Source organism: Vibrio sp. CyArs1 (genome assembly GCF_022432925.1).
Classification (GTDB): Bacteria; Pseudomonadota; Gammaproteobacteria; order Enterobacterales; family Vibrionaceae; genus Vibrio; species Vibrio mediterranei.
Genome location: NZ_JAKRBO010000008.1, coordinates 156,669 through 181,201, shown reverse-complemented (window position 1 = coordinate 181,201; position 24,533 = coordinate 156,669). Strand labels below are relative to the sequence as shown.

Genomic DNA, 24,533 nt, shown 5'->3' with positions numbered 1-24,533 from the left:
TCATTGCAACCCCAACAAACTGTTAACCTTCTCACTATTTCACAGCAATGACTTGTCAGCTATCGCAGATAAATCGTTTGAATTTCTGAATCATACACAACAAATTTCTGAAAACTTGACCTTTATCGCCATAAGCTATACGTTGTGAAGTTCGTGAAAATAGAATAGATACAATTTGTTAAGTTTATAAATTCTAAAAATTTGACGCAAATAACAACAAAAAGTCATTAAAAAGCATTAATTTACTGTCAGGATGACAGCAAGCTCAAAGGGAGAAAGGCAATGGCTCTTTACGATCCAAGTCTTGTAAAAGACAACTGTGGATTTGGTCTTATTGCGCATATGCAAGGTCAGCCCAGCCACAAACTGGTTCGCACCGCAATCTCAGCATTAGACCGCATGACTCACCGTGGCGGTATCAACTCAGATGGAAAAACAGGCGACGGATGTGGCCTACTACTCCAAAAACCGGATTCTTATTTTAAACTCATCGCAGAAGAAAATGGTTGGAACCTCGGCAAACAATACGCCGTAGGCATGCTATTTCTTTCCAAAGACCCGGTAAAAGCGCAGTCAGCGAAAGATATCATCAACCAAGAATTGTCACAGGAAACACTCACTGTTTCCGGTTGGCGAGACGTTCCTACCAATGATGACGTACTTGGTCCAATCGCACTGAGCTCGGTACCCAGCATCGTTCAAGTCTTTATTTCTGCACCCGCAGGTTGGCGTGAACAAGATGTTGAACGACGCTTGTATATAGCTAAACGTCGCATTGAAAAGCGCATCATCGATGATGAAGATTTCTATATTTGTAGCTTATCGACACAAGTGATCGTCTATAAAGGGCTGTGCATGCCAGCTGATCTTCCACGCTTCTATCTCGATCTTGCTGATCTCCGCATGGAGTCATCGATCTGCCTATTCCACCAACGTTTCTCAACGAATACTCAACCTCGCTGGCCATTAGCACAGCCATTCAGATATTTGGCGCACAATGGTGAGATCAATACTATTGAGGGGAATAGACAATGGGCAAAAGCGCGTGCCTACAAATTCGCATCACCTCTCCTGCCTGACTTACAAACCGCTGCGCCATTCGTGAATGAGACTGGCTCAGATTCATCCAGCTTAGATAACATGCTGGATCTGTTCCTGTCTGGAGGTATGGATATCTTCCGTGCCATGCGTATGCTTGTGCCACCAGCATGGCAAAATCACCCAGACATGGATCCTGATTTACGCGCCTTCTATGACTTCAACTCCAAACACATGGAGCCATGGGATGGACCTGCTGGGATCGTATTATCTGATGGTCGCTATGCTGCATGTAACCTAGATAGAAACGGCCTACGTCCAGCGCGTTACGTGATTACCAAAGACAATTTGATTACCTTAGCGTCTGAAGTGGGTATCTGGGACTACGCGCCTGATGAAGTTGCAGAGAAAGGTCGTGTTGGCCCCGGCGAGCTGCTTGTTGTCGATACTCAACAAGGTGAGCTATGGCATTCAGAAGACATAGATAACGATCTAAAGAGCCGTCATCCTTACCGAGAGTGGATGGAAAACAACGTCCACAAACTGACCTCATTTAGTGAATTACCGGACGACCAAGTCGGAGCTCGCAGTTTTGATGAACCCCTGCTGAAAACCTATCAAAAGCAGTTCGCTATGACGAACGAAGAGACGGATCAGGTATTACGTGTTTTAGGTGATATGGGCCAAGAAGCCGTCGGCTCTATGGGTGATGATACCCCAATGGCAGTCCTCTCTTCTAAAGAGCGCTTGGTCACCGACTATTTCCGTCAGAAATTTGCTCAGGTCACCAACCCACCAATTGATCCACTGCGCGAAAAGCATGTGATGTCATTGGCGACCAGTGTTGGCCAAGAGATGAATGTATTTTGTGAGACCGATGGTCACGCTTATCGAGTCACATTCGACTCTCCAGTACTCCTTTACTCTGATATGCAGCAACTGTTAGAGCTGAGTTATAAGCACTATCGCAATACTATTTTGGACATTAATTACGACCCAAATGAGAAAGATCTCAAGCAAGCTCTGCTTGACCTTTGCGATAGTGCCGAGAGCGTCATCAAGCAAGGAACCGTTTTATTGGTTCTCTCAGATCGAGCTCTAGTCAAAGGAAAACTACCTATTCCGGCAGCAATGGCCGTCGGCGCGGTGCAAACTCGTTTAATCGAAGCCAACTTACGTTGTGACGCCAATATTATCGTTGAAACTGCAACGGCCCGAGACCCTCACCAATTTGCTGTATTGCTTGGTTTCGGCGCTACGGCTATCTACCCTTATTTGGCCTACGAAGCACTTGGTAAACTGATCGATGATGGTGCTATTGATAAGTGCTACCGAGACGTGATGCAAAACTATCAATACGGTATCAATAAAGGTCTGTATAAAATTATGTCCAAAATGGGCATTTCCACCGTAGCCTCCTATCGCTGCTCTCAGCTGTTCGAAGCCGTTGGTCTGCACACCGACATCGTCGATCTTTGCTTCAAGGGAGTGACTACTCGTATTCAAGGTGCAAACTTCGAAGATTTCCAACAAGACCTGTTTAACCTAGCTAGAAAAGCATGGGCAAAACGCAAGCCTGTCGAGCACGGTGGACTACTAAAATATGTTCATGACGGCGAATACCACGCCTACAACCCAGATGTTGTTGGTACGCTGCAAAAAGCAGTGAAAAGTGGTGAATCATCTGATTATCAGACGTTTGCCAAACAAGTAAATGAACGTCCTGTGTCTATGCTGCGCGATATGATGGCGCTTAAAAAGTCAGACTCACCACTGGCACTAGACAAAGTCGAGCCGAATTCAGAGCTGTATAAACGTTTCGACTCTGCTGCAATGTCCATTGGTGCTTTAAGCCCAGAAGCTCATGAAGCACTGGCCATGGCGATGAATAAGCTTGGCGGATATTCCAATTCAGGTGAAGGTGGCGAAGATCCGCGTCGATTTGGCACTAATCGTAACTCTCGCATTAAACAAATTGCCTCTGGACGTTTTGGTGTCACGCCGCACTATTTGACTAATGCCGATGTATTGCAAATCAAAGTTGCTCAGGGTGCTAAACCCGGTGAAGGCGGACAGCTTCCTGGCCATAAAGTGACAGCGGAAATTGCCAAACTGCGCCATTCAGTACAAGGTGTTACCTTGATTTCCCCACCTCCTCACCACGATATCTATTCTATTGAGGATTTAGCACAGCTGATTTTCGACCTTAAACAAGTCAACCCAAATGCGCTCGTGTCAGTTAAGTTGGTGTCTGAGCCGGGAGTTGGCACTATCGCAACAGGAGTAGCAAAAGCCTATGCCGATCTTATCACTATTTCCGGCTACGATGGCGGCACTGCGGCGAGTCCACTAACGTCGGTCAAATATGCAGGCTGTCCTTGGGAACTCGGTTTGGCTGAAACTCAACAAGCTCTTGTTGCCAACAACTTAAGACACAAAATTCGTCTTCAAGTTGATGGCGGTCTTAAAACAGGGCTTGATGTTGTCAAAGCTGCAATTTTAGGTGCGGAAAGCTTTGGCTTTGGTACTGCACCAATGGTGGCTATGGGCTGTAAGTTCTTACGTATTTGTCACTTGAATAACTGTGCCACGGGCGTAGCCACTCAGGATGAGACCTTACGAAAAGAGTACTTTAAGGGCTTACCTGAAATGGTGGTCAACTACTTCACAGGTCTTGCTGATGAAGTAAGAGAGTTGCTCGCTCAGTTAGGAGTAGAAAAGCTTACTGACCTTATCGGTCGTACTGATCTGCTCGACAGTATCGAAGGTATGACAGCGAAACAAGCTAAGCTTGACCTGTCGAATATCTTGGAGGCCCCTATCTCACCTCTTTCGCTGCCTTTATACTGGACAGAGCCAAATCAGCCGTTTGATAAAGCACTGCTAAACCAAAAGATTGTCGAAGAAACGCAAGCTGCGGTCGAGGCTAAATCAGGTGGTAGCTTCTACTTTGATATCCGTAATACCGATCGCTCTGCAGGAGCGAGACTCTCAGGTGAAGTCGCCAAGCGTTATGGCAACCAGGGAATGGCGAGTCGCCCTATTAAGCTTTACCTCGATGGTACTGCGGGTCAGTCTCTTGGGGTATGGAACGCGGGTGGTGTTGAAATCTATCTAACCGGTGATGCTAACGACTATGTAGGCAAAGGCATGGCTGGCGGTAAGCTGGTCGTGAAGCCGCATGTCGGTACAACATTCACTTGTAATGAAGCCACTATCATTGGTAACACCTGTTTGTATGGCGCCACTGGCGGTAAATTGTTCGCCGCTGGGACCGCTGGCGAGCGTTTTGGTGTCCGTAACTCAGGCACGATTGCAGTTATCGAAGGTGCAGGTGACAACGCTTGTGAGTATATGACTGGTGGCATTGTGGCGATTCTAGGAGCAACAGGCGTGAACTTCGGTGCCGGTATGACGGGCGGCTTTGCCTATGTAATGGATACTAACGAGGATTTTGAAGGACGTGTGAACACCGAATCTGTCGAAGCTATCTCTTTATCCGATCTCTATATTCACCAAGAACACCTTCGTGGACTGATTGCCGAGCATTTAGAAGAAACCGGCTCTGTGCATGCTGAGAATATTCTGGCGAACTTTGATGAATGGATTCCAAAGTTCTACCTAGTCAAACCAAAAGCTGCGGATTTACGCACACTACTTGGTCATCAAAGCAGAAGCGCCGCTGAGCTGCGCGTTCAAGCACAATAATTGGAAGGAGCCAGAATTATGAGCCAGAACGTATACCAATTTATTGATGTGAACCGCGTCGACCCGGCTAAAAAGCCGCTCAAGGTTCGCAAAATTGAGTTTGTAGAGATTTACGAACCCTTTACGAAACAACAAGCAACCGCTCAAGCAGACCGATGTCTTGACTGTGGTAACCCTTACTGTGAGTGGAAATGCCCCGTTCATAACTATATCCCTCAATGGCTTAAACTGGCGAATGAGGGACGAATCATTGAAGCAGTCGAGCTATCGCATCAAACCAACAGTCTACCTGAAGTCTGCGGGCGAGTTTGTCCACAAGATCGCCTTTGCGAAGGCTCGTGTACACTCAACGAAGATTTTGGTGCCGTTACTATAGGTAATGTCGAGAAATACATTACCGACAAAGCCTTTGAAATGGGCTGGAGGCCGGATATGTCCCATGTAGAGTGGACGGACAAAAAGGTGGCTATCATAGGTGCAGGCCCGGCGGGACTAGCCGCTGCCGATATCCTAGTTCGTAATGGTGTTAAGCCCGTTGTCTTTGACCGCTACCCAGAAATCGGCGGACTGCTGACCTTTGGTATCCCATCGTTCAAGTTGGAAAAGGATGTCATGTTAAACCGACGTCGAATCTTTAGCGAAATGGGCGTCGAGTTTCAGCTCAATACTGAAGTGGGTAAAGATATCGACATGGCAACACTAGTTAAAGACTATGATGCGGTGTTTTTAGGTGTCGGCACTTATAAAAACATGCGGGCAGGTCTGACAAATGAAGAGGCATCTGGTGTATTTGATGCCCTACCATTTTTGATTTCCAACACCTACAAAGTTATGGAGTTGGAAGCCTCTGATCCTTTCATTGATATGAAAGGTAAAAAAGTGGTCGTTCTTGGTGGTGGTGATACAGCTATGGACTGTGTCAGAACGTCTATTCGCCAAGGAGCTAGTAGCGTTGTCTGTGCTTATCGACGAGATGAGGCTAACATGCCGGGCTCCCGACGCGAGGTAAAAAATGCTCGTGAAGAAGGCGTGAACTTTATGTTCAACTTGCAGCCTCTAGGCATAGAGGTGGATGCCAATGGCAACACATGCGGCGTTAAAGTAGTGAAAACGGCACTAGGTGAGCCCGATGAGGCTGGTCGTCGTCGTCCAGAACCAGTAGAGGGCAGTGAACACGTTCTTGCCGCTGATGCTGTTATCATGGCGTTCGGTTTTCAACCGCACCAGATGTCATGGCTTGAACCTCACGGTGTAGAACTCGATCAATGGGGACGGATCAAAGCTCCAGCCTCTCAAGAATTTATGTATCAGACGACCAATGAGAAGATCTTCGCTGGTGGTGATGCAGTTCGTGGTTCAGATCTCGTGGTTACTGCCATTGACGAAGGGCGCAAAGCGGCAGAAGGCATACTAGACTTCTTAGAGGTCTAACACCAGACACGCCATTCCGATCTTCATCAATCAGAATGACCATTGTTTTCTTAGCCCAGCCTAGCTGGGCTTTTGTTTAAGGGATGATTATGACATTACCCAAGTGGCTTACACTTTCTTCAGTGATGCTCCTAACCGCATGCGGTGCAGGTTATAAAACAACAACGGACCGGACAGAGCAACCCTGTGGCGATAGTCCTCGGTGTGTTTCAACTCAAGATAGCCGAGAAGAGTTTACACTTGCCCCATTCACATTGACGCCAAACACCAATATCAATCAGATAGAACAAGTCGCCTTAACCCTTCCGAATGCCGAAGTTGCGGCCAAAGAAGGCAATTATCTGCGAGTCGAATACACCTCCAGTGTTTTTCGCTATGTCGATGATATGGAGCTAAAAATTGAAGGAGACCAATTATTGGTTCGCTCCGAAGCTAGAATTGGCTATTACGACTTTGACGTGAACCGTGAAAGAGTTGAAGCATTTCGCCTCAAGTTGATCGAATCAGGACTGATTGAAGCAAACCCTTGAGTAATTGCTATAGCAATGGTTGGGCTGTGCAAAGACTATTGCTATACTGCACGCCAAATACGTTTTCCAACCTGAGAGAATCTCTATGAAAATCGGCGTAATCGGCGCAATGGAACAAGAAGTTTCCATCCTAAAATCAGCATTAACAAACCTTGTTGAAACTAAAAAAGGCGGTTGCACCTTCTTTACTGGTCAACTTAACGGTGCAGACATTGTCTTGCTACAGTCAGGTATTGGCAAGGTAGCGGCAGCTATAGGAACAACGATTCTTCTTAGTGATTACCAACCTGATGTGGTTATTAACACAGGTTCTGCAGGTGGCTTTGAGTCTTCACTCAACCTAGGAGATGTCGTCATCTCCACTGAAGTTCGTCATCACGACGCTGATGTGACGGCATTTGGCTATGAAATTGGTCAGATGGCGGGTCAACCAGCGGCCTTCGCTGCCGACGCTAAATTGATGGAAACAGCAGAACAAGCGCTTGCACAGATGAAAGATAAGCACGCAGTACGTGGTCTAATTTGTACTGGTGATGAGTTTGTATGTCGTCCAGAGCGTCAAGAAACTATCCGTAAGAACTTCCCTGGTGTTATCGCTGTCGAGATGGAAGCATCAGCTATCGCGCAAGTTTGCCACCAGTTCAATACACCTTTCGTAGTGGTACGTGCTATCTCTGACGTGGCAGACAAAGAGTCACCAATGAGCTTCGAAGAATTCCTACCTTTGGCAGCGCAAAGCTCGTCTGAAATGGTAGTAAATATGGTGGATTTGCTTAAGTAACCCTTCAACTTAAGCCTCCTAAGGGAAATAAAACGCAAGGACTGCTGAATGAGCTCTTTTCTAGAGAGTTTATATGGAAATGGCGCACTACTGGTAATGTGGAGTGCGCTGTTATTTCATCTGCTAATTCCAATCCCCTCCGCCGCTCATCCTGTTCGATTTTGGCAGCAGATTGCTGCGCTAGTAGCAGGTAAAGTCAATTCCCCATCGTCAACAAACGAGCAACAACGCCTTGCGGGTTGGCTTGCCCTGTTACTAATGTTAGTCCCCACTAGCCTAGTACTTTGGGCTCTTGAGCCATTAGTTTGGAAGCCAGAATTCTATCAATTAGCCTTGCTTCTCTTGGCCATTGATTGGCGCAACAACGAACAGTACGCCCACAAACTTATTAATGCCCTCGCTCAAGAAGATAAAGCCAATGCGCGTAGACTGCTGTCAACCAAAGTAAACCGAGAGACCAACAACCTATCGCTTCTGGGCATAGGCAAGGCAGGCTCTGAAACTCTACTTCTGAGTTATGCTAGAAACGTAGTCGGCGTGCTATTTTGGTACGGCGTTAGTGGTGGTGTTGGCGCTTTGCTGTATCGACTGACTTTAGAGCTCGCTCGCAATTGGAGTCCTAGCCAAAAAGGCTTTGCTAGTTTCGGTAAACCTATTGCTTGGCTATTTTCACTGTTGGATTTCGCACCCCAGAAGCTGTTTTCAATACTCATGTTTGCTGGTCTGCCCATTACCTCTATTAAACACGCCATAATGCAAGCTAAATCGTGGCATAACCCAGTCACGGCTTGGCTCATCAGTGGCTGTGCACACCGTTTTGAGCTTGCTCTTGGTGGGCCAGCTATCTATCAAGGTGAAAAACTTCAGCGAGCACGTATCGGCGGAAAAGTAGCACCGTCGGCTTATCACTTGGCCTTGTTGCAGAAACACATTGCTTGGCGTATCTATTTTTGGCTAGTGATGCAGAGCCTAGTCATGTTTATCATTCACAGAGGTTTCTAATTTCATGAAGAATTGGCTAATACTTGTCATTACTTTTTTGGCAACTCAACATGCCCTAGCAGACACACAACGTATTATCAGTTTAGCTCCTCATGCTACGGAACTGGCGTATGCCGCTGGGCTTGGCGATAAGCTTATCGCAGTAAGTGAATACAGTGACTATCCGGAGCAAGCGAAAGAGTTGGAGCGAGTGGCCAATTACCAAGGTATCAAATTGGAACGAATCGTGGCGATGCAACCTGACCTCATTCTTGTCTGGCCAGCGGGAAACCCTGCACGTGAATTGGAGAAACTAGAAAAGCTGGGATTTAACCTATTTTACTCACAAACCAAAACTCTCGATGATATCGCTATCAACATCGAGAAGTTAAGCCAATATGCCGATGACCCTTCTATTGGCTTAAACGCAGCCCAAGAATTTCGCCGAGGTTTAGCGCAGTTAAAGCAAAAATATGACACAGAAACACCCGTTCGCTACTTTTACCAGCTAAGTGAAAAGCCCATTATCACCTTAGCGCAGGGCAGTTGGCCGAGCGAAGTGTTTGAGTTTTGTGGTGGTGAAAATATTTTTGCCGATAGCAAAGCCCCCTATCCACAAGTCAGCCCTGAACAGGTAATAGTTCGCCAGCCCCAAGCCATTTTTACTTCAGAACATGCCATTAAAAACGGCACCATGTGGCACAAGTGGCAGCAGGAGTTACCAGCAGTTAGCCAACATCATGTGTGGTCACTGACGTCTGACTGGCTAAACAGACCAACACCAAGAACACTTCTTGCCATACAACAGGTTTGCCAATATCTGGATCAGGTAAGAACTCAACAATAATTGAGAGATAGATCACATTCAGCTACGAACCACTAGGCGCAATCGTTAAATCCCGTAAAATTGGCGAACTTTCCTTTTAATGCTTCAGTGAGAAACTAGCTGTGGACTCCATGCTCTATTTGGTCGACTTATTTGGTACGGCAGTGTTTGCGATATCAGGAGTGATACTCGCAGGAAGACTCAGGATGGATCCTTTTGGTGTAATGGTACTCGGCAGCGTCACTGCGATAGGTGGCGGCACGATTCGAGACATGGCACTCGGTGCAACGCCAGTTTTCTGGATCACCGACAACACTTACCTTTGGGTCATTTTCATCACCTGTATTTTGACCATGCTATTGATTCGCCATCCACGTCGACTTCCTTGGTACGTGTTACCAGTGTGCGATGCCGTTGGTCTTGCGGTTTTTGTCGGTATCGGGGTTGAGAAGTCAATGCTATTCCAAGACTCCTATATGGTTGCAGTCATTATGGGGGTAATTACCGGATGCGGTGGCGGTATTATTCGGGATGTGCTGGCTCGCGAGGTCCCTATGGTACTGCGCCGTGAGGTATACGCAACAGCCTGTATCATAGGTGGTGTTTTCCATACTTCAGCTCTGTTACTTGGTGCTTCTTCAGAAGTGGCCTTCTTGTGTTGTATTGTTGCAACGCTGGTTATTCGCTTAGGCGCTATTCGCTGGCACTTATCCTTACCTACGTTTGCTTTAGATAAGTAACCTGATTACCAAAAGCTAGAGATAACAATCTCTAGCTTTTACTCTTCATTTTTCCCTTTCGCTTTAGTATGTTGGTTCATTCATCGTCTCTCAGACCAATGACAGGGAAAAGTCTATGGATGTCATCTTCAATCACGTTTCTTTTGACCAAGCTGGTTCTATCTCTATTCCAGATTGGCGCATTCAATCTGGTGAACATTGGGCAGTATTTGAAACCCAAGGCAATGTAGGCTCCTTATTAGGCGACTTATTGTGCCAAGAAATCCTTCCTAAAGAAGGGGAGATTCTTGGTTTACAAACCGGCATCGCACAAGTTTCTTTAGCAGAACAGCAGCGATTACTTGAACTGGAAAATGCCAATGACGATACCGACTTTATGGATCGAATCGATTTTGGTCGCACCGTGATTCAACTGGTATCCGAGTTTGCCAGCAACGAAACTGTAGCAGAGCAGTTGATTCAAGAGCTGGATCTTTTGCACTTAAAAGAGCGAGGCTTTAAGCAACTATCAACCGGCGAAACACGTCGCGTTATGTTAGCCAGAGCATTAGCAACCTCACCTAAACTGCTTATTTTGGATGAGCCATTTGTCGGCTTAGATACGCTGCATCGCAAGATGCTCGCCGACTACCTTCGCGACCTATCACTGCATATTCAATTGGTGGTGATCACCTCAAGGGAAGATGAAATCCCTGTTTGGGTTAATCATGTCGCCATGTTTGAAGATGGTACATTGACCGAGCAACTAAGCTATCAGCAATGGCGCGCTCACCCTGTCATTTCACAGCTACTGGCTCAATCTTCAGCGCAAAGCGAACAATGGCTTGCGCTAATTCGTAAGCATCAACATCAATCGAAGTTTCCAGATCCCTTGGTTAAAATTACCGACGGACACGTAGAATACGTCGACCAAAAAATATTCTCCGGCGTGAACTGGCAGATTAACAATGGAGAGCACTGGCAAGTTCGTGGACCAAACGGTTGTGGAAAAAGTACATTGCTCGGCATGATCTTTGGCGATCATCCACAATGTTATAGCAATGACATTCTGATTTATGGTTTGAAGCGCGGCAGCGGAGAAACCGTGTGGGACATCAAGCAGCATACTGGCATGGTCTCTTCTGCACTTCACTTGCAATATCGTGTCAGTTGCAGCGCCTTGGAAGTCTTGCTATCGGGCTTTTTCGACTCTATCGGACTTTATGATAAGCCTAGCCAAAATCAGATAGATGCGGCGAAAGAGTGGTTAACGCTGCTTCATATGGAGCACTTGCACGACCGTTCTTTTAAGTCCCTCGAATATAGTCAACAAAGACTCCTTTTAATTGCTCGAGCTATCATCAAGCAGCCTACTATCCTTATCTTGGATGAGCCTTATCAAGGGCTTGATTTTCTAGGCCGTAAGCTGGTAATGAATGCCCTCGATATGATAGCCAAAGAAAACTTAAGCCAGTTGCTCTATGTCTCCCATTATGTGGAAGATGAACTAGACAGCATTCACCATTTTGTCGATTTTATTAAAGATGAAGACGATGAATACTATCGCGTTGAACTCACACAGCCTATGTAGGAGATTGAGGTGTCAAACATCGCTATTGTTTACTTCTCTAAGAGTGGAGCGACACGAGCACTCGCAAAAGCCATTCAAAGTGGCATCGAGTGTGCGCTCTATAGTGCCACTCTGTTTGAGATTGAGAGCTGTGATATTGAAGAGGGTCGTTACGTCAATAATCATTTACTTTCATCACTAAAGCATTTCGATGCTATTGTTTTCGGAAGTCCTACTTACATGGGTTCGGCCAGCGCTCAATTTAAGGCGTTTATGGATGCGAGTAGCGATGAATATGTCCAACTCAATTGGCGTAATAAGCTTGCCGCAGGATTTACCATGGGCGGTAGTCTCAATGGTGAGCAACAACAAACGCTGCTTGGTTTCTTTGCCTTAGCCTGCCAGCACGGTATGATTTGGGCAGGGTTAGATGTTTCAAAACACACAGATAACAAAGCTTTGAACCGCACAGGCTCCTCAATTGGCTTAGTGGCAAGCTACGATGACAATGAGCAAGTTCACCCTAATGACTTAGAAACTGCACATTACTTTGGTCGCCGAATTGCTGACTTAGTCTACCAACGTCGTCGTCAGGTTATGTTAGAATAATAAAATCCATTCCCAATTTTCATCAAAGCGTATGCTATTGGAAGGCATTGAAACCTTACTTGTGCTCTCACAAGAAAAAACCATGAGCCGTACTGGCAGCAGGCTATATATCAGCCAGTCGGCAGTCAGTAAGCGAATAGCCAATCTAGAGAGAAAACTTGGTAAAAAGTTAATCGAGCCAGAAGGGAGGCAAATAAAACTAACTCCTGACGCTCTCTCTCTTATCGACCGTGTTGGTCCAAGTTTGCATGAGCTTCGCGGATTAATTGCTGAAGAGCAGACCCTTGATGATCAAACGATTATTCGCGTGGATTGTTCGGAAACCTTAGTGGCAGGTTATCTCAGTGAAGTATTTCCCACGTTGCTGCTTAAAGACCCATTCCTCACCATTACCACCAACCATACGCCCCGAATCATTGAACACGTTAAAGCTGGGGACGCGGCGATTGGACTCTGTGCAGGGCATCTTAATAGTCGTCTTGGCCTGCATGCTACCCATCTATTCAACGAACCGTTTCGAGTCGTGAGCCATCAACCGCTTACCGCACCGCCCGCTAAGCTCATCACTAACGACCTCAACAATCCGGCCAATACCTATCAAGCGGGCTTACTTCAACAAGCGGGTATTATTCCAAGCATGCAGATGGACTCCTATACTGCAGCAGCCCAGTTGGCAATCAAAGGTGTCTCTGCCGCTTTGGTTCCTTTATCAATTATAAAAACCCTTCACATTGATGAAGGGCTTTGCTTTGACTTCGATTTTCTTGCCACGTTGACACGTCCCGTGCACCTTGTTTATCGTCCTTCAGCACTGAAATTAGAACGAGTTAGAACAGTGATTGAAACCATTGAGGATGCTGTTCCCAAAGTAGCTTCAATGCCATGACCATTGACATGATCACAACCAATGGGCGGATGAATTTTTTCCCCTTAGATACAACGACCTTAGCTCCCATTCTGGCACCCAAAAAACCGCCAACTGCCATAACTAAGCCGATTTCCCAAACCGGTAAGCCTGCAATAATGAAAAAGATTAATGCGGCTAGATTGGAAGTAAAATTTAGTACTTTGGTTTTTGCTGTAGCGTGAACAATCGACAGTTGTGCGATGGCGACAAAACAAATGGTAAAGATAGAACCGGTACCCGGTCCAAAGAAGCCGTCGTAAAATCCGACACCAGTACCTACAGAAAAGGCAAATAGGGTTTCTGACATTTTAGGCTTACCACCGCCCTCTCCTGCTTGTGGAGCCAACAAAAAGTACAGAGAAATCCCCAGCAGTAAAACTGGAATCAAGCTCGTCAGCACTCCTGCATCAATATGCTGTACTAATTCAGCACCAACTGCAGATCCTACAAAAGTACATAGAATCGCAAGTCGCATTTCCTTGAGGTCAACAATACCATTACGCACAAAATACCAAGTTGCTGAAAAGCTACCAAATGAGCTTTGCAGCTTGTTAGTTGCCAATGCTTGAGTTGGGGGAACGCCGACTGACAGGAGAGCAGGAAGAGTAAGTAACCCACCACCACCAGCCATCGCATCAATAAAGCCCGCTAATCCTGCGACAAAAAACAACAAGGCTAGAATCTCAATCGTAAGTTCCATTACATGCTCTCAAATATCAATAATATTGTGATTTTACTTGTAAAAAAAATGAACACTAGCGAAAGCAAGGATAGAAACCTATTCCCATAAAGAATGATTTATTAAAAGGAGATCTAGAACCAAAAAAGCCCGCTCAAATGAGCGGGCAATGAGGTTGTCTAAAAGGCAGGCGCTAGACCTGCTTCTTAGTTTTTATCTATTAAGCACTTTTTACTTGTGCGTGAAGCTCTTGAACCGATGTCACTGTCGACTTCGCATCCGCGGTATGAGACATACAGGTTGCAAACGCTGCATTTAGCGTTGTGGTGTAGTTCACTTTCTCCGCTAGCGCGCCACGACGTAGAACTTTTGAGTCCTCAATCGCTTGACGACCTGCAGCCGTGTTAACGATGTAGGTGTACTCGTTGTTCTTGATACGGTCTAGGATATGTGGACGACCTTCGTGTACCTTGTTTACAAGACGAGGGTTGATACCTGCTTCACCTAAGATTACTGCTGTACCGTGTGTTGCATCTAGTTGGTAGCCAAGCTTAGTTAGCTTAGAAGCTAGGTCAACTACGCGTTCTTTATCACCTTCACGAACAGACAGTAGCGCACGACCACCTTCAGGGTAAACATTGCCGCAACCTAGCTCTGCTTTCGCATAAGCTTCAGCAAATGTCGCACCGACACCCATTACCTCACCAGTGGAACGCATTTCTGGACCTAATAGTGGGTCAACGCCAGGGAACTTGTTGAATGGCAGTACCACTTCTTTCACTGAGTAGTAAGGAGGAATAATCTCTTTAGTAAAGCCTTGCGACTCTAGAGATTGACCCGCCATAACACGAGCAGCAATCTTAGCAATAGGTGCACCTGTTGCTTTCGATACAAACGGAACGGTACGCGCTGCACGTGGGTTAACCTCAATCAAGTAAACCTTGTTGTTCTTAACCGCAAACTGAGTGTTCATTAGACCACGAACACCCAACTCAAACGCTAGCTTTTCAACTTGCTCACGCATTGTATCTTGGATTTCTTGGCTTAGCGTGTATGCAGGAAGTGAACATGCTGAGTCACCAGAGTGAACACCTGCTTGTTCGATATGCTCCATAATACCGCCGATAACCACTCGCTCACCGTCACATAGTGCATCGATGTCAACTTCAACGGCATCGTCTAGGAAGCTATCTAGTAGCACAGGAGACTCGTTCGAAACACTCACAGCTTCGTTGAAGTAACGACGTAGGTCCTGCTCGTCATAAACGATTTCCATTGCACGACCACCTAGTACATACGATGGGCGAACAACCAATGGGAAGCCGATTTCGCGAGATTTCTCTACCGCTTGCTCCATTGTCGTAACTGTTGCGTTTTCTGGTTGTAGAAGACCAAGACGGTCTACAGCTACTTGGAAACGCTCACGGTCTTCTGCGCGGTCGATAGCGTCAGGACTAGTACCAATGATTGGCACACCAGCAGCTTCTAAAGCACGAGCCAGTTTCAGAGGCGTTTGACCACCGTACTGAACGATGACGCCTTTCGGTTTCTCTACTCGAGCGATAGCCAATACATCTTCCAGTGTAACTGGTTCGAAGTACAGACGGTCAGATGTATCGTAGTCAGTAGAAACCGTTTCTGGGTTACAGTTAACCATGATGGTCTCGTAACCGTCTTCGCGCAGTGCTAGAGATGCGTGTACACAACAGTAATCAAATTCGATACCTTGGCCGATACGGTTTGGACCGCCACCTAGGATCATGATTTTGTCTTTATCTGTTGGATTCGCCTCACATTCGTCATCATAAGAGGAGTACATGTAAGCGGTATCAGAAGAGAACTCAGCCGCACAAGTATCAACGCGCTTGTACACTGGGTGGATATCGTATTGGTCACGTAGGCGACGAATTTCGCTTTCCGCTACACCTAGAATCTTAGATAGGCGCGCATCAGCAAAACCTTTACGCTTAAGCTTGTTTAGCTCTTGCTTATCAAGACCTGCAAAACCTTTCGATCGCAACTCTTGCTCTAGTTTCACAATCTCTTCGATTTGAACTAGGAACCAACGGTCGATTTGTGTCAGGTTGAAGACACCATCTACAGATAGACCAGCACGGAATGCATCAGCGATATACCAAATACGCTCAGCACCAGCTTCTTTCAGCTCGTGGCGGATTTTAGACAATGCATCTGGAGCATCAAGGTCAACCATTTCGTCAAAACCAGTCGCGCCAACTTCTAGGCCACGAAGCGCTTTTTGTAGCGACTCTTGTTGGTTACGACCAATCGCCATTACCTCACCAACTGACTTCATCTGTGTTGTTAGACGGTCGTTAGCGCCAGCAAACTTCTCGAAGTTGAAACGAGGAATCTTGGTCACTACGTAGTCGATAGTTGGTTCAAACGATGCTGGTGTTGCACCACCCGTGATATCGTTCATCAGTTCATCTAGTGTGAAGCCAACCGCTAGTTTCGCTGCAATCTTGGCGATAGGGAAACCCGTTGCTTTAGACGCTAGAGCAGAAGAGCGAGATACACGTGGGTTCATCTCGATGATAACCATACGGCCATCTTTCGGGTTGATACCAAACTGAACGTTTGAACCACCTGTTTCAACACCAATCTCACGCAGTACCGCTAGAGAAGCGTTACGCATTAATTGATATTCTTTATCTGTCAGCGTTTGCGCTGGTGCGACTGTGATTGAGTCACCCGTGTGAATACCCATTGGGTCGAAGTTTTCAATCGCACAAACGATAATGCAGTTGTCCGCTTTGTCACGAACCACTTCCATTTCGTATTCTTTCCAACCGATAAGTGATTCATCGATAAGAAGTTCGTTCGTTGGGGAAAGGTCTAAACCACGGCGACAGATTTCTTCGAATTCTTCTTTGTTATATGCGATACCGCCACCAGTACCACCCATAGTGAAAGAAGGACGAATGATACAAGGGAAGCCAACCATATCAAGAACCGCGTACGCTTCTTCCATAGTTTTCGCAGTATCAGCGCGTGGACATTCTAGGCCAATTGATTTCATCGCTTTATCGAAGCGAGAACGGTCTTCTGCTTTATCGATAGCGTCGGCCGTTGCACCAATCATTTCCACACCGAACTCTTCAAGTACGCCGTGCTTCTCTAGGTCAAGTGCACAGTTCAGCGCGGTTTGACCACCCATTGTAGGTAGAACCGCGTCAGGACGTTCTTTAGCGATGATGTTACGAACAACTTCCCACTGAATAGGTTCGATGTACGTCGCATCCGCCATGTCCGGGTCAGTCATGATTGTTGCAGGGTTCGAGTTCACTAGGATAACTCGATAACCTTCTTCACGTAGCGCTTTACACGCTTGTGCGCCAGAATAGTCAAACTCACAAGCCTGACCGATAACAATCGGGCCAGCACCAAGAATTAGAATACTTTTAATGTCAGTACGTTTTGGCATTCTCAACTACTCCGAATTACGCTTTGTGTTTTTTAATCAGTTCAATGAAGTGGTCAAACAATGGTGCAGCATCGTGTGGACCTGGGCTTGCTTCAGGGTGACCTTGGAAGCTAAATGCCGGCTTATCAGTGCGATGGATACCTTGAAGCGTACCGTCAAATAGAGACTTGTGCGTCGCACGCAGGTTTTCAGGTAACGTCTCTTCATCAGCAGCAAAACCGTGGTTCTGAGAGGTAATCATCACTACATTGCGATCGAGATCTTTTACCGGATGGTTGGCACCGTGGTGGCCAAACTTCATTTTCACAGTTTGTGCACCTGATGCTAGCGCCAAAATTTGGTGACCCAGACAGATACCGAAGATAGGCAGTCCGTTATCTAGGAAAGTCTTAGTTGCCTCAATAGCGTAAGTACAAGGTGCTGGGTCTCCAGGGCCGTTCGATAGGAACACGCCATCTGGGTTAAGCGCGAGCACTTCTTCTGCTGAAGTTTGCGCTGGAACCACCGTTAGGCGGCAGCCGCGGTCAACAAGCATGCGCAAGATGTTACGCTTGGCACCGAAGTCGTAGGCAACAACGTGATATGGCAATTCACTGTCGTCTTTCGCTTCAGGAAGTCCACCTTCGAGCGTCCACGAACCTTGTTTCCATTGATACGTTTCTTTTGTTGTAACCTCTTTCGCAAGATCCATACCTTTCAAGCCAGGGAATTCTTTTGCTTTAGCAAGTGCTAGAGCTTCATCTAGGTTAGCGCCCGCTACGATACAACCGTTCTGCGCACCTTTTTCACGAAGAAGGCGAGTCAGCTTACGTGTATCGATATCAGCGATACCAACGATGTTCTGAGACTTGAGATAGTCTGAAAGGGATTGTTCGTTACGGAAGTTTGATGCGATAAGAGGAAGATCGCGAATCACAAGGCCTTGTGCGTGGATTGCTGAAGACTCTTCGTCTTCTTTATTAGTACCAGTATTGCCAATGTGAGGATAAGTAAGAGTTACGATCTGTTGAGAATAGGAAGGATCAGTGAGGATTTCTTGGTACCCCGTCATCGAGGTATTAAAAACAACTTCACCAACGGATAAACCATCTGCTCCAATGGAAACACCGTGGAACACTGTCCCATCTTCTAGGACTAACAGTGCTGATTTACTCAAGACAACCTCCAGAATAAAAATGCATAAATTTTAAATTAAATTGCAGATTTGCCTTCCTCTTCGCTATAAATAAGCGCTTTTAGGTAGTTCAGACAAATTGGCGGTATTCTAATGATGCCCGTGACAAGTGTCAACAACTGCCGAAAAATAAAATTAAATTTTATCGCCATTGACCATTTTTTTACTCTAAACCCTCAAAAAAACACATTTCAAGAGCAAAAATCAATCAGTTATGATTCCGCATAGTTTTTCGTGCTAGCAAAGTTAATAACAACCCCGCAATTTTTACCTCATCACTACGCAAACGTTAACCGAAACAAGTTAACATATAAAAATAAGACATAAGAGACGGTTTTTATCTCAAAGCTACAAAACTTACACATAAATCCATTTATTTTGTACAGTTATTGTGTTTTTGGTCGATTTAGCGAGATGGCTATTCATACCCTAGAACAATACTGACCTTGAGAATAATTATGTAAAACAATTGAGCTTTGAGATTCGATGCCATGAGATATAAAAAAAGCGCCGACTGGCGCTTTTCGTTAAATGCTATCGAGACCGAGAACTTCAGTCATAGTATAAAAGCCCGCAGGCTTATCATTGAGCCATACTGCAGCTTTAACGGCCCCATTGGCAAACGTCATGCGATCGGTCGCTTTGTGGGTAATCTCGACGCGCTCACCAATATCAGCAAACATAGCGGTATGTTCACCAACAATATCGCCAGCTCGAATCGTAGCAAAGCCAATTTCGTCACGAGTACGCTCACCAGTGATGCCTTCACGAGCATAGACGGCTACATCGTTGAGTTCATTACCCATTGCGCCTGCAATCGCTTCTCCCATACCGATAGCAGTACCAGATGGAGCATCTACTTTATGGCGGTGATGTGCTTCAACAATTTCGATGTCGCAGTAATCGCCCATAACTTTCGCCGCTTTCTCAAGAAGCTTAAAGACAAGGTTAACCCCTACGCTGTAGTTCGGCGCCATAACCACTGGCACAGACTGAGCAGCCTCATCGATGATCGCCTTCTCTTCTTCGCTAAAGCCAGTTGTACCAATCACCATTTTTTTGCCATGCTGTTTACATAGCTCTAGATTCGCAAGGGTACTTTTTGGCGCGGTGAAATCGATGATAACGTCAAAGTCATCAATAGACTTGTTAAGATCATCCACCAAAGCGACGTCAAATCGCCCTTCACCACACAATTCACCAACATCAACACCAACTAAAGATGACTCTGGGCGTTCAGAACCTGCGCCTACTTCAGCCTGATTGTTGTGAAACGTTGCTTTCACTAGGTTGCGACCCATACGGCCCGCTGCTCCTGCAATCGCAATTCTTACCATTGCGTTATTCTCCGTTGTTTATGTTGCTACCAATGTAACGCAAAGACACTAGGGCTACCAGAGTCGTTACAGATTTTAACGGTATTTTTCGACCACTTTGTTTAGGATGGGTACATTCGCTTCGGGGAATGCATAATTCGGTAAATCGGCAATATTTACCCAACAGCCTTCCTGCCCCTCTTTTCCGTATGGTTCATTGTCAAACGACGTCACCGAGATAAAATCAAACTTCAACGATTTTTCTGGGTAGTCATGAAGTAGGTGCTCGAACAACTCAAACTCTTTAACTTTTATGTCGATCTCTTCGAACAGCTCACGAGTTATCGCCTCGCCGACTGATTCTCCTAACTCGACTTTACCCCCAGGAAACTCCCAAAAGCCGCCTTTGTGAAGATTATCAGGACGTTTAGTGATATAGATTTGCGACTTATCTTGGTTAAAGATGATCGCGGCAACGATATGAACTCGCTTCACGTTTTTCCCCACCTATTTCTGTGTTTCTCGTAAATTCAGATTAAAAAAAGAGCCGCATAATGCGACTCTTCATTTTTACATCATGGTTTAGTTAATCTTACCATGGCATTGTTTGTATTTCTTACCAGATCCACAAGGACATGGCTCATTGCGCCCCACCTTACGTTCTTCACGAACCATAGGCTGTTGTGAATCATCACCAGACTCTTCTGAGTGATCAGCAAGTTGGTTCTCAGCATCCGCGTGTTGAGCATGTGCTTTTGCTGCTGCCGCCTCTGCTTGCGCTTGACGCTGAGCTTCCATACGCTCAACTTCTTCTTGCTGTTGCACACGTACTTTTGAAAGTATAGTTATCACGTCAAATTTCAGAGAATCCAACAGTTGCTCAAACAACTCAAACGACTCACGCTTGTATTCTTGTTTCGGGTTCTTCTGAGCATAACCACGAAGGTGAATACCTTGACGTAGATGATCCATAGCCGCTAGATGCTCTTTCCATAGCGTATCTAGAGTCTGCAGCATGACCGATTTTTCAAAGTTACGAAGTACTTGTGCACCAACAGTTTCTTCTTTCTGTTGATAAATCGTTACTGCTGTATCAAGGATTTTCTCACGAAGTGCTTCTTCATAGAGCTTGTCATCTTCATCAAGCCAAGTTTTGATTGGAAGCTCTAAATCGAAGTCGTTCTTCAGACGTTCTTCTAGACCCTCGATATCCCACATATCTTCTAGAGACTGAGGTGGGATGTACTCATCGATAACAGAAGTGAACACATCAGCACGGTTTTGCTCAAGCATTTCACTGATGTCTTCTGCCGTCATTAATTCATCACGAAGCTCGTAGACTACTTTACGCTGGTCATTAGCTACGTCGTCAAACTCAAGCAGTTGCTTACGGATATCGAAGTTACGACCTTCCACTTTACGCTGAGCTTTCTCAATAGAGCGTGATAGCATCTTACTTTCAATCGCTTCACCTTCGTCCATACCACTTTGGATAAGGCTAGCCATACGATCAGAAGTGAATATACGGAGTAGTTGATCTTCCATTGATAGATAGAAACGAGACGAACCAGCATCACCTTGACGACCAGAACGACCACGTAACTGGTTATCGATACGGCGAGATTCATGACGTTCTGTACCAATGATATGTAGACCACCAGCAGCAAGAACTTGATCATGAATCACTTTCCATTCTGCTTTAATGGCATCGATTTGCTCTTGCGTAGGCTCAGAAATCTGTTCAACTTTAGACTGCCAGCTACCACCCAATACGATATCGGTACCACGACCCGCCATGTTAGTTGCGATAGTTACCGCACCTGGCGTACCCGCTTCAGCAACGATTTCAGCTTCGCGTTCGTGGAACTTCGCGTTAAGAACGTTGTGCTTGATCTTAGCTTGCTTCAACGCATTAGATAACAGCTCTGACTTCTCAATCGAAACCGTACCAACCAGAATAGGCTGACCTTTTGCACTGCGCTCTTTAATGTCTTCGATAATCGCGTTGAATTTTTCAACTTCAGTACGATAAACCACATCAGCCATGTCATCACGAACCATTGGTTTATTGGTTGGGATAACAACTGTTTCTAAACCATAGATAGACTGGAACTCAAACGCTTCAGTATCTGCCGTACCTGTCATACCCGACAGTTTTTCATAAAGACGGAAGTAGTTCTGGAACGTAATAGAAGCAAGTGTTTGGTTTTCGTTTTGAATCTTCACCCCTTCTTTCGCTTCAACAGCTTGGTGAAGACCTTCAGACCAACGACGGCCTGGCATAGTACGACCAGTATGCTCATCAACGATAACTACTTCGCCTTGCTCGTTAACGATATAGTCAACGTTTTTCTCAAATAAAACATGAGCACGAAGGGCTGCGTTCACGTGATGCAATAGGCTAATATTGGTTGGCGAGTAAAGTGTGTCACCCTCTTCCATCAAACCATTCTTGATCAATAGTTCTTCAACAAACTCCTGACCTGTTTCGGTTAAGTGAACCTGTTTTGATTTTTCATCAACCGTGTAGTGACCATCACCACGGTACTCTTCTGAGTCTTCTTGATCTTGTTGTTCAAGCTGAGGAATTAACGTGTTAATACGTGTATATAGCTCTGAACTGTCTTCAGCAGGACCTGAAATAATAAGTGGAGTACGAGCTTCATCAATTAAAATTGAGTCCACTTCATCGACAACAGCAAAGAATCGCTCACGCTGAACTCGGTCTTCCACACGGAAAGCCATGTTGTCACGTAGGTAGTCAAAACCAAATTCGTTGTTGGTACCGTATAGAATGTCCGCTTGATAAGCTTCTTTCTTTTCTTGCGGGTGCATGTTTGGCACGTTCACGCCAACACTCATGCCTAGGAATTCAAATAGAGCGCGGTTTGTTTCAGCATCGCGTTTTGCTAAGTAGTCATTCACAGTTACGATGTGAACGCCTTTGCCCGGTAGAGCATTTAGATAAGCAGGCAAAGTTGCTGTTAGCGTTTTACCTTCACCAGTGCGCATCTCTGCAATTTGACCAGAGTTCAACACCATGCCACCGATAAGCTGAACGTCGAAATGGCGCATCCCGAAGACACGTTTAGACGCTTCACGAACTGTGGCAAATGCTTCTGGCAGAAGTTGGTCTAGGTTTTCACCTTTATCCAATCGCTCACGAAACTCTACTGTTTTTGCTTTCAGTTCTTCGTCAGACAATGCTTCGAACTGTGGCTCGTAGTTATTGATCTGCTTTACGATTTTTCTTAGTCGACGCAGTGTTCTGTCGTTACGACTACCGATGACCTTTGTCAGTAGGTTAGTAATCATTGTGTTTTTATTCTCTCTACCATTAGATCATATCGACCTATTAAAATTGCCTTCCGTCTCGACTAGGGTCTACTGACCTAACTGAGATAAAATCTATACCAACTGATATTGAGTTCAAGCTGTTAAATTTCAAGGCAGATATACCAATTAATGGCACATAGTTTAAGGAATTTTTGCCCTAACAACCAAGCTTCAATACAAACTAACCGTAATTAGTTTGATGTGTTTGGAAGTTTTGTAATATAAAGCCGCATTCAGCGCAGCATTGTGGCGGATATTTCTAAACGGAGATAGCGGCAGCATACATCAAAAGTGAAAACTTAAACTGCACAGCGAGTTTCATTTAAAGCAGCCAAACTGCAAGATCACGAAGATCCACTGCAGATCTTTGCCACTGTTAAGTAAAGTTCAACAGGCAAAAAACTGCCACATCACTGTTTAATAGGCATAAAAAAACCAGACTCAAGGTCTGGTTTTTTTAAACACTAGTAGTTTTTTAAGCGAGAACCATGTTTGGTTCTGCAAAAGCAACTGGAGAACCAGCTTGCTCCTCGAATGTAGCCCATTCCCACGCTTCTTGGTCTGCCAATACCGCACGCAGTAGTTGGTTATTTAGACCATGACCTGACTTATACGCAGAGAACTCACCAACAATCGCGTGACCAGCCATATAGAGATCGCCAATCGCATCCAACACTTTGTGAGTAACAAACTCATTATCGAAACGAAGACCCTCTTCGTTAAGAATACGGTATTCATCAAGAACGATAGCATTATCGAAGCTACCACCTAACACAAGATTTTGTGATTGTAGGTACTCGATGTCACGCATGAAACCAAAAGTACGAGCGCGAGCGATATCTTTAATAAAGCCTTGCGACGAGAAATCAAACTGCAGACGCTGTTCGTCAGCATCAATTGCAGGGTGGTTGAACTCAATCTCGAAATCCATACGGAAACCGTTGTATGGACGAAGCTCTGCCCACTTATCACCATCTTCGAAACGCACTGGTTTCTTGATACGGATGAAACGTTTTGGTGCATTCTGAGTTTCGATGCCTGCTTGTTGTAGCAAGTATACAAACGGGCTTGCACTGCCATCCATAATAGGGATTTCAGGCGCATCAACTTCAACGATGATGTTATCAATGCCCATACCCGCTAATGCTGCATTCAAGTGCTCGACTGTTGAAATACGAACACCGTCATCATTAACAAGCGCAGTACATAGCATTGTGTCGCGCACAGAAAGAGGATCCGCAGGAAAATCCACAGGCGGATTCACGTCAGTACGACGGTAAACGACACCAGTATTAGCAGCCGCTGGACGCAAAGTTAGTGTTACTTTACGGCCAGAGTGGAGACCCACTCCTACAGTAGTCACTATTTCTTTAAGCGTACGTTGTCTGATCATCTACAAACCTCTTCTTCAACGCTACAAATCACGGTTGATTATGTAAGCAACCGCGAATCCTACCAGATTTTTGAGCTGTGTCAAATTTAA

General features: G+C 45.6%; 17 protein-coding genes. 10 read left to right on the top strand and 7 right to left on the bottom strand.

All coding sequences use genetic code 11. The features are described 5' to 3' along the window. Positions 1 to 282: 282 nt before the first annotated feature. From gltB to MMA19_RS21145, 10 genes are all read left to right on the top strand, one after another. Positions 283 to 4,746, top strand: a complete 4,464-nt coding sequence (gene gltB, locus MMA19_RS21190; protein ID WP_240207152.1) for a glutamate synthase large subunit — start codon at positions 283 to 285, stop codon at positions 4,744 to 4,746. A gap of 18 nt (positions 4,747 to 4,764) precedes the next feature. Next, on the top strand, positions 4,765 to 6,177 hold the full coding sequence (locus tag MMA19_RS21185) for an FAD-dependent oxidoreductase (RefSeq protein ID WP_240207151.1): 1,413 nt from the start codon (positions 4,765 to 4,767) through the stop codon (positions 6,175 to 6,177). 89 nt (positions 6,178 to 6,266) lie between these two features. Continuing rightward, positions 6,267 to 6,707 (top strand): DUF1499 domain-containing protein, encoded by a 441-nt coding sequence (locus MMA19_RS21180; protein ID WP_240207150.1) that lies wholly within the window; start codon positions 6,267 to 6,269, stop codon positions 6,705 to 6,707. 85 nt (positions 6,708 to 6,792) lie between these two features. Continuing rightward, positions 6,793 to 7,488: a 5'-methylthioadenosine/S-adenosylhomocysteine nucleosidase gene (mtnN, locus tag MMA19_RS21175; RefSeq protein ID WP_240207149.1), complete on the top strand. Its 696-nt coding sequence runs from the start codon at positions 6,793 to 6,795 to the stop codon at positions 7,486 to 7,488. A 48-nt stretch (positions 7,489 to 7,536) separates the two neighbouring features. Then, on the top strand, positions 7,537 to 8,490 hold the full coding sequence (locus MMA19_RS21170) for a cobalamin biosynthesis family protein (protein WP_006072891.1): 954 nt from the start codon (positions 7,537 to 7,539) through the stop codon (positions 8,488 to 8,490). A 4-nt stretch (positions 8,491 to 8,494) separates the two neighbouring features. Next, positions 8,495 to 9,316 (top strand): vitamin B12 ABC transporter substrate-binding protein BtuF, encoded by an 822-nt coding sequence (btuF, locus tag MMA19_RS21165; RefSeq protein WP_240207148.1) that lies wholly within the window; start codon positions 8,495 to 8,497, stop codon positions 9,314 to 9,316. Between the two features lie 101 nt (positions 9,317 to 9,417). Then, entirely contained in the window at positions 9,418 to 10,035 is a 618-nt protein-coding gene (locus MMA19_RS21160) for a TRIC cation channel family protein (protein ID WP_062459856.1), read from the top strand. A 115-nt stretch (positions 10,036 to 10,150) separates the two neighbouring features. After that, on the top strand, positions 10,151 to 11,605 hold the full coding sequence (locus MMA19_RS21155) for an ATP-binding cassette domain-containing protein (RefSeq protein ID WP_006072888.1): 1,455 nt from the start codon (positions 10,151 to 10,153) through the stop codon (positions 11,603 to 11,605). Positions 11,606 to 11,608: 3 nt separating this feature from the next. After that, a complete protein-coding gene (locus MMA19_RS21150; protein ID WP_240207173.1) occupies positions 11,609 to 12,193 on the top strand; it encodes a flavodoxin family protein in 585 nt (194 codons plus the stop codon). A gap of 31 nt (positions 12,194 to 12,224) precedes the next feature. Further along, positions 12,225 to 13,079, top strand: a complete 855-nt coding sequence (locus tag MMA19_RS21145; RefSeq protein WP_038223974.1) for a LysR family transcriptional regulator — start codon at positions 12,225 to 12,227, stop codon at positions 13,077 to 13,079. Here the strand turns inward: MMA19_RS21145 and MMA19_RS21140 are convergent. From MMA19_RS21140 to lpxC, 7 genes are all read right to left on the bottom strand, one after another. Beyond that, positions 13,021 to 13,800, bottom strand: a complete 780-nt coding sequence (locus MMA19_RS21140) for a TSUP family transporter (RefSeq protein WP_240207147.1) — start codon at positions 13,798 to 13,800, stop codon at positions 13,021 to 13,023. The genes MMA19_RS21145 and MMA19_RS21140 overlap by 59 nt on opposite strands. A 199-nt stretch (positions 13,801 to 13,999) precedes the next feature. After that, on the bottom strand, positions 14,000 to 17,224 hold the full coding sequence (carB, locus tag MMA19_RS21135) for a carbamoyl-phosphate synthase large subunit (RefSeq protein ID WP_006072883.1): 3,225 nt from the start codon (positions 17,222 to 17,224) through the stop codon (positions 14,000 to 14,002). Positions 17,225 to 17,240: 16 nt separating this feature from the next. Beyond that, positions 17,241 to 18,380, bottom strand: coding sequence for a glutamine-hydrolyzing carbamoyl-phosphate synthase small subunit (gene carA, locus MMA19_RS21130; RefSeq protein WP_240207146.1), 1,140 nt, complete (start codon positions 18,378 to 18,380; stop codon positions 17,241 to 17,243). Positions 18,381 to 18,925: 545 nt separating this feature from the next. Then, complete coding sequence (gene dapB / locus MMA19_RS21125) at positions 18,926 to 19,735, bottom strand: 4-hydroxy-tetrahydrodipicolinate reductase (protein ID WP_006075634.1); 810 nt, start codon at positions 19,733 to 19,735, stop codon at positions 18,926 to 18,928. Positions 19,736 to 19,810: 75 nt separating this feature from the next. Beyond that, entirely contained in the window at positions 19,811 to 20,209 is a 399-nt protein-coding gene (gene mutT / locus MMA19_RS21120; protein ID WP_240207145.1) for an 8-oxo-dGTP diphosphatase MutT, read from the bottom strand. An 87-nt stretch (positions 20,210 to 20,296) separates the two neighbouring features. After that, positions 20,297 to 23,029 (bottom strand): preprotein translocase subunit SecA, encoded by a 2,733-nt coding sequence (gene secA, locus MMA19_RS21115; RefSeq protein WP_031494088.1) that lies wholly within the window; start codon positions 23,027 to 23,029, stop codon positions 20,297 to 20,299. A gap of 496 nt (positions 23,030 to 23,525) precedes the next feature. Continuing rightward, positions 23,526 to 24,443, bottom strand: a complete 918-nt coding sequence (gene lpxC, locus MMA19_RS21110; RefSeq protein ID WP_031494089.1) for a UDP-3-O-acyl-N-acetylglucosamine deacetylase — start codon at positions 24,441 to 24,443, stop codon at positions 23,526 to 23,528. Positions 24,444 to 24,533 lie beyond the last annotated feature (90 nt).